Consider the following 7,767-nt stretch of genomic DNA (forward strand, 5'->3'; position numbering starts at 1 on the left):
ACGGAACCTTAAGCTATATCGTTATAGATTCAGAAAATAAATACGTATCAGTAGAAAAATATAATTCTTGTCCAACAGGCGCATTAATAATTCCAGAAACGGTAAACATTGAAGACATAATTTATACAATTACTAGTATAAGTAATTTTGCTTTTTATAATTGTTCAAACTTAACGAATGTCAATATTCCTGATTCCGTAACTAGTATAGGAGACTATGCTTTTAGAAGCTGCTCAAGTTTAACAATTGTAGAGGTAAATTGGCAAACTCCATTAGCTATAAATTCAAATGTGTTTTATGATTTAACTTTAGGAAACATTGCTTTAACTATACCTAAAGGTACGCTGTCTTCTTATGAAGTAGCTAACATTTGGAAAGAATTTAAGCCTATTTCGGAGACATTAAGTTCCTTAGATATAAATACTGAAAACACCGTGCAATTTTATCCAAACCCTGTTAAAGATATGTTATATATAACTTTAGATAGTACATTAAACTTTAAACAAGTAAATATTTTTACCGTATTAGGTAAGTATTTATATTCCGAAAAAAGTTTAACCATAGATGTTAGTTACTTATCAAGTGGCATCTATATTTTTGAAGTAGAAACCAGTCAAGGAAAAACATCAAAAAAGATTGTGAAATTGTAGTTGGTTCAAAATATAAAATTTTAATTTATAAAGGTTTCTAATTTATTTAGGAGCCTTTTTTTATTGAGATAAATTGTAGTTCGTTTATCTGGACAGAATCAAATTTCACTATTTTAGCAAAATTTTTTGATTCCAAAACCCACCCATTATTACATTTATAGTTTAAATGATAAAGCCACACTACGTCATCATACTCGTTGACGTTAGCTAGTGGAAAACAAATCTTGACTTGAATTCAAGAACTTAACGCAACAAATCAAAATCTTAAATTTGTTGTATGAAAACAAAAACACATAGCCGCTTATCGTTAAAAGAACGTGTTGTAATTGAGACATTATTACAAGAAAACAAGGCTAAAACTTATATTGCAAAAAAGCTAAATAGGTCGCGTTCTACTATCACCAGAGAAGTCAATAAATGGGGTGGAGATTACTGTGCAACCCTCGCCAATTGGAATGCAAAAGACGACTATTTAAACAAACGAAATAAGGGTAAAATAAACGCCTATATTTGAGTAATTGATTGAACCTATAAAATTAACAATCTGTTGCGTTACAACCTTGAATACAAGTCATTAACGGCAAATACTGTGAGTGTTTGTTCTACATCAATCAAGTCCGTATTGATAATAGATCCTAAACACATTAAAATTAGAGAAATAACTAGACATTGGAAAGGTGATTTCGTTATTGTAAAAGGCAAAAATAAGCCAAGGGAAATTGTTGAGGATAAATCAAGATATACTTTAATCTTCAAAGTAAAAATCGGACCAGATAACTAAAATATTTTCTCTAAAAACAAATAAACTTAAACAAATATTGAAAAAAACCTATGACTTATGGCAACGGAGGTTAAGTGGCTAGAAATAAAATAACAACATAAACCTAAAAATATACTTTGCACATCCATACTCTTTTAAAAAAGGCACAAACGAAAAGACAAATAACCCCACAAGGAGACTCCATCCAAAGGAATTTATTTTAATAAAATTGCTTTAAAAAGCAATCATAAATACTCAACAATGAATAGGTCAAAAAAAATATCGACTACAAAACGAATAAAGAAACGATAGGGGTTGAATTAAAAAATGGAGATTAATAATATCAAAAATTAATAACGATTTTTTACGTCAGTACAATGAACTCAATAGACATAAAGATGCAAACTGTTTCGAGAGTCTATTCTTTTAACTGAGCTCTACTTTTTTTCCCCTTCAGCTTTGCCTCCTCATTTCGTTCAATTTTATGCTTAGGACGTGTCCATTTTGGATTTTCTCCTTTCGTTAAAAATTCTGAATTTTCTGATTCTATAGTTCTAGGCTGGACCTTTTTCGTAAAAGGCTTCATAGGGTTTAGCCCTAATTTTTCAAACAACTTCATATCCTCATTTACATCAGGGTTTGGCGTTGTCAACAACTTATCCCCAGCAAAAATAGAATTAGCACCTGCAAAAAAACACATCGCTTGTCCTTCTTGACTCATTTGAGTTCTACCTGCCGACAAACGTACTTGAGTTTCAGGCATTACAATTCTAGTAGCTGCTACCATTCTAATCATTTCCCATATTTCTACAGGTTTTTGATCTTCCAATGGAGTACCTTCTACTGCTACCAAGGCATTGATAGGTGTAGATTCTGGATGAGGATTTAATGTAGACAAAGCTACCAACATGCCAGCTCTATCTTCAATTGTTTCTCCCATTCCAATAATTCCGCCAGAACAAACTGTAATATTTGTTTTACGCACATTGCTTATCGTATCCAACCTATCTTGATAACCTCTAGTAGAGATCACCTTTTTATAATACTCTTCAGACGAATCTAAATTATGATTATAAGCATATAAACCAGCTTCTGCCAATCTTTTTGCTTGATTTTCAGTAACCATACCTAGAGTACAGCAAACTTCCATCTCCAACTTATTTATTGTACGCACCATCTCTAACACGTCATCAAACTCAGACCCGTCTTTAACATTACGCCAAGAAGCCCCCATACACACTCTAGAAGAGCCACTAGCCTTTGCTCTTAAAGCCTGTGCTTTTACTTGCTGCACTGACATTAAATCATTTCCTTCTATTCCAGTATTATATCTTGCAGCCTGCGGACAATAACCACAATCTTCAGAACATCCTCCCGTTTTTATAGACAATAAAGTAGATACCTGAACCGCATTCGGATCATGGTGTAATCTATGTACTTGAGCTGCTTCAAATAACAACTCCATTAAAGGTTTATTATATATATCTAAAATCTCTTCCTTCGTCCAATTATGTCTTACTTCACTCATGATTTTCTTAATTTAAAGCTTCAAAAGTACGTATTAATATTATCATATTTATGACATCCTCCATAAATAGATCTAAACCTTTTATTTGGAACTCAGTAAAATACTAACTGCATTTCCGCCAAAACCGACAGAATTTACCATGATCTTTTTTAATTGTTTGGTAGTCTTCATTCCCTCTACAAAGGGTACTGGAATAAATTGCTGATATTGCATCATTAAAATTGCAAATTCTAAACTTAACAAGCCTGAAGCACCAAGTGTATGCCCAATTTTCCATTTATTGGTTGTAAGAATAGGCAGTTCTTTTTCAAACACCTTTACGATTGCATTGTATTCAGAACTATCACCTTTAATCGTTCCTGGAGCATGCATTACAATTGCATCTACTTTTGATAAATTAGCTTCATCCAAAGCCATTTTCATAGACTTTTGAAAACAATCAGCATTGGCCGAAATAGAAATATTATGTTTTAACATTTCTGTTGCATATCCCACTCCTTCGATAACAGCAATTGAATTTTCAGAAACTCCTTTTTCTAAACAAATCGCCACGGCCCCCTCACCTAAAACCATCGTATTTGATTTTTTTTCGAAATCCAATGCTCTACAAGGATATTCTGCCTTTTTAGGTGCTGAATAGATTTTTAACGCTTGCATTTGAGCTATCGTAAATTCAGTATTTGCAGCTTCACTTGCCCCTACTAAAAAAGTATTTGACATCCCTGAACGAATCCATGCAACACCATTTAAAACAGCATGTAGTCCCGTAGAGCAAGTTATAGAGTGACTTATGTCGGGTCCGTTCGTTTTAAGATCTTGAGCAACCCATGAAGCAATATTACCCAAAGTAGTCGTTGGAGAAGTTAAAGTTGCTGTTTTCCCATATTCATTATTCCTAAACTCATAATAATACTTTTCAAACAATTCTGTCGCTCCCCGAGATGAGCCAAAATTTACACCAAAATTACTTTCCCACGCTACTTGTTTCAAAGCTTTTCTCGACACATACATCGCCAACAATACACTTCGATCCAAATCTTTAAATTTTGAATCAGAAGCCCTAAGCTGATTAATCTTACTATTTTCGACTTCAGAAATAGCTCCTACATATGCTTGAAATTTCTCGAACTGTTTTAAGCTTACAAAACTTTTCCTGTTCAAATAACGCTGCCAAATTTCATGAGGATTACTTCCCAAACTAGAAATTGACGACAAACCTGTAATAGAAATTTTTTTATTCATTCGTACGACACAATTAAAGCACAAATATAAAGGATAAGAATTACTTTTGACACATAATATACTACCGAAACTCCAACACTCAATAAAGCCCCAAATTTCTTTTAAAAGCGCAACAATAGTTGTCTAATTACGTGTCGGTCAGTTAATCTTGCGTCTTAAGCTTATCGATGCTTGAGCGCTTGTTTTATCAACAGGTTGCCAAGCTTAAGCAAGTAATACTCCTTTTCGGTGTATAATTTCAGTATCTTTTAACGAGATTTTCGTGTCCATTTAAACGGAACAACTACAAATCTGAAAACAAATTCCTTTAGTCTGTATGTCGTTTTTACAAAAGACACTTTCTCAGAAAAAATACGACCAATAGTGTCGGATGAACATACTTTTAAATCTAGAATTTGATGAAATCAAATAATTGAATTTAGACCGTAATACCAATTTTATTTTTAAATGACGTAATAATAATTTGGAATATTTTTTATTTAGATAAGCAATAAAAATTGAAGCATAGCACCGTTACGGTTTTGTTTTTGTGTGAAATATGAATGAAAAAGAAACGAATTTAATGCGTCATTTAAATGTTAAAATGGTGTTGTTTATTATTAAATCAGACAATTCTTTTTTGACGTTATTTAGCAGGGTAAGTTCTGCTGTTTTTCGTAACTTCCTCAATCAAAATAGCGAATCTATGACATCAAAAACAGCAAAAAAATCCTTGTCGATAACTACAGATTTGGTATTTCCCAGTGATACGAATGGATTAAATGAAATGTTTGGAGGAGAACTGTTGTCTCGTGTCGATCGTATTTGTTGCATTGCTGCACAACGTCATTCCAATCAAATTGCAGTTACTATTTCTGTAAATCATGTCGTTTTTACCAAGGTAATTCCTCTGGGAAGTACAGTGACTATAGAAGCGAAGGTTTCTAGGGATTTTGGTTCTTCAGGAAGTATATGCTGATGTTTGGTTAGAAGATCGAATTTCTAGAGAGCGTACAAAAGTAAATGAATGTGTTTATACATTTGTAGCGGTTGATTATAAAAGAAATAAAGTAAAAACTCCAAAACTTATCCCAGAAACAAAATTAGAGAAACAACGTTTTAAAGCAGCATTACGAAGACGTCAATTAAGTTTGTTAATATCAGGAAAAATAAAACCTCAGGATGCTACAGAATTAAAGGCTTTGTTTGAATAAATATTTTTTTGCTCCTTGCTACAGGATTCTTGAATCCCCTTTTATAAACGCAATAACCAATCAGTGGGATTTTCTGTTTTGGTATCTCGCCAAATTTGAAACTTTAAGAGGGTTTTACCCGTTACTTTATCGGTGTGTATTTCTCCGATGCTTTGTTGCAAACTAACATTATCACCTTTTTGCAAAGAAACAGTCTCTAGGTTGCTATACAATGAGATATAATTCCCGTGTTGAATATAAACCGTTTTCATTCCACTTGAACTAACTTGAATAGCCAAAACCGTTCCTTCAAAAACAGCTTTCGCTCTTGCTTTTTTATCCGTAGCAATATGGATTCCGTTACTTTGAATAGTTATACCTCGAACGCTCTCATGAGGAATTTTACCATACTTTCTAACAACTAGAGCATTGTTAACTGGCCAAGGTAGTTTTCCCTTGTTATTAGTGAATTTAGAGGTCAATTCTTTAGCTTCAGGTGTCAATATAAAATTAGAAGATTCCTCAGTAGAGTTTTTCTTATTGGATGTAGAAATTGCATTTCGAATTAATTTCTCGATTTGTCTATCCATTATTCGTTCTTCTTTTTGCTTCTTTTTTATTTGCGTTGTGTATTTTTTCTTTTCAGTTGTGATTTCTTTTGCTAAATATTCGTGTTGCTTTTTTTCGATTTCAATTTTAGACTGCTCCTCTTTTTGTTCTGAAATTAAATTTTGTTTTTCAATTTTCTGAACTTTTAAATCGTCATTTATAACCTTTAATTTTTCAGTTTGAACAACTATTTCATAGCCCTGGTCCTTTCTAAACTCCGTATATTGAGTCATATATTGAAATCGTTTGTATCCCTGATAAAAACTTTCTGATGACAGGATAAAAAGCAGCCTACTTTGCGTGGATTTACTTTTGTAAGACATAAAAATCATCGTTGCATAATCCTCTTTTAACAGGAGCAATTCTTTTTCTAATTCTTTAGTTTTTGTTTGGTTAGCTTTAATGTTTTTGTTTAAAACAGCCGTTTCTTGATGGATGGTTCTGATCAAGCGAGAGCGAACTTCTATTTTTCTATTTAAGTCGGACACCTCATTCAAAATATTTTTTTCTTCCGCTTTAGAATTAAATAAAAGAGAGTTTATTTTTTTGATCTCTAATTGCAATCTGGCTCTTTTAGATTCTAATGATTTTTGTGTTGGTTCTTGCGCATAGGCTGAAAGGCAAAAAAAATAAAAGGCAAAAAAAACAAAAGCAGCTAGAGTCGTTCTTCTTTTACCAGAAGTTGAAGATTGAAAAACAGATAGAGTATAGATTGACATTATTTTTTAATTCTTTTATAACCACTAGGTATTTTATATGGAAAAGATAAATTTTCGTTCAATTTAACAGCCTTATAATCCAATTGAATTACTGCGTTGTTTTTCGAATCTTTCGCAACGATTTCTACAGTTCCGGGAATAAAAGTTTCTTCTATTTCTGAGTAGTTTTTGTATTCGACAGATAAAAACCTATGCTTCTCAAAAGCTCGAATTTCTTGCTTCTCAATTTTGTAATTGATTGGATGAATCCAAAAGAGTAAATCTGCCAATTCATTTCCCTGAATTGGGGTTAAAAGATGTGCCTGTTGGTCGATTTTAGAGTCATAATTTTTTGCTTTCATTTCAAACAAAGCATCACCTAGCAAAAGGTTTTGTAACATATTAAAATCTAATTCCACACCCAATAATCGATTAATTACAGAAAAATCCCCATCGAAATAGGTTTTGTTTATTTTCACATAATAACTTACTCTATCGGGAGTGATAATTGCTTTTGCTATAGAAAATCCGAATACAGAACCGCTCAACCAAATTGTTTTGTCCTTTTCAAGTCTTAGCTTTACGTTCATGCCCTGAGATTTCCCCGAAACTTTTAAGTTGACTTTTAAATTTGCACTTAAGGTGTTTTGATTAAACTTGCTATTTGAATGTTTCTTTAAGACTTTTTTGGATGATTCTTTTCTGATATCAGCCCGGTTAGTAATGGATTTAGTACCTCCACAAGAAATCAAAACAAAGGGAATTATAAACAGTAAATGCTGTAGTTTCATAATAATAAAAATAATATCAGTTGCTGTTATTTCTAACGCAGGCAAGATACAATTTTATGAAGTTTGGCTTTCTTTTTATTTCATAAAAGTTACTTAACAGTAAATTTTTTTATTGAGAAGGAAATATTAATTGAGTTATACCGAATGAATTTCAGAGTGGTTGATAATAAATTTGCTGAGTTAGTCATTTAGTTTCTGTATCTTAGTGTCCTTAACTATAACAGATATGGATGTTTTTCAAGGTCAAAATATACTGAGTTTTATAAAAGAACTACCAAATGATGAAGCTTGTAAGGCTTATTTAGCCAAAATAAAAT

6 protein-coding genes and 2 pseudogenes are annotated in these 7,767 nt (G+C 32.2%); 4 read left to right on the forward strand and 4 right to left on the reverse strand.

Annotated features, from left to right (window positions below):
- Both V5787_RS09410 and V5787_RS09415 read left to right on the forward strand, forming a co-directional pair.
- Positions 1–650 (forward strand): leucine-rich repeat protein (locus V5787_RS09410; RefSeq protein ID WP_336892983.1); only part of this gene is annotated, 650 nt, incomplete at its 5' end.
- 277 nt (positions 651–927) lie between these two features.
- On the forward strand, positions 928–1,164 hold the full coding sequence (locus V5787_RS09415; protein ID WP_336892984.1) for a helix-turn-helix domain-containing protein: 237 nt from the start codon (positions 928–930) through the stop codon (positions 1,162–1,164).
- Between the two features lie 664 nt (positions 1,165–1,828).
- Here the strand turns inward: V5787_RS09415 and bioB are convergent.
- The gene (gene bioB, locus V5787_RS09420; RefSeq protein ID WP_336892985.1) at positions 1,829–2,938 is read right to left on the reverse strand and encodes a biotin synthase BioB; all 1,110 of its coding nucleotides are present in this window, start codon (positions 2,936–2,938) and stop codon (positions 1,829–1,831) included.
- 81 nt (positions 2,939–3,019) lie between these two features.
- Positions 3,020–4,180 (reverse strand): beta-ketoacyl synthase N-terminal-like domain-containing protein, encoded by a 1,161-nt coding sequence (locus tag V5787_RS09425; protein ID WP_336892986.1) that lies wholly within the window; start codon positions 4,178–4,180, stop codon positions 3,020–3,022.
- A 685-nt stretch (positions 4,181–4,865) separates the two neighbouring features.
- Between V5787_RS09425 and V5787_RS09430 the strand changes: the two are divergent.
- Positions 4,866–5,373, forward strand: a pseudogene (locus V5787_RS09430) (acyl-CoA thioesterase).
- Positions 5,374–5,414: 41 nt separating this feature from the next.
- Here the strand turns inward: V5787_RS09430 and V5787_RS09435 are convergent.
- Positions 5,415–6,680, reverse strand: coding sequence for a peptidoglycan DD-metalloendopeptidase family protein (locus V5787_RS09435; RefSeq protein ID WP_336892987.1), 1,266 nt, complete (start codon positions 6,678–6,680; stop codon positions 5,415–5,417).
- Positions 6,680–7,450, reverse strand: coding sequence for a DUF4292 domain-containing protein (locus V5787_RS09440; RefSeq protein WP_336892988.1), 771 nt, complete (start codon positions 7,448–7,450; stop codon positions 6,680–6,682). The genes V5787_RS09435 and V5787_RS09440 overlap by 1 nt, the downstream gene beginning before the upstream one ends.
- Before the next feature lie 226 nt (positions 7,451–7,676).
- On the opposite strand from V5787_RS09440, the pseudogene V5787_RS09445 reads away from it, so the two are divergent.
- Positions 7,677–7,767 (forward strand): annotated as a pseudogene (locus V5787_RS09445) (IS1595 family transposase); the annotation flags it as partial.

It is taken from the genome of Flavicella sp. (assembly GCF_037132785.1).
In the GTDB taxonomy this organism is placed as follows: domain Bacteria; phylum Bacteroidota; class Bacteroidia; order Flavobacteriales; family Flavobacteriaceae; genus Flavicella.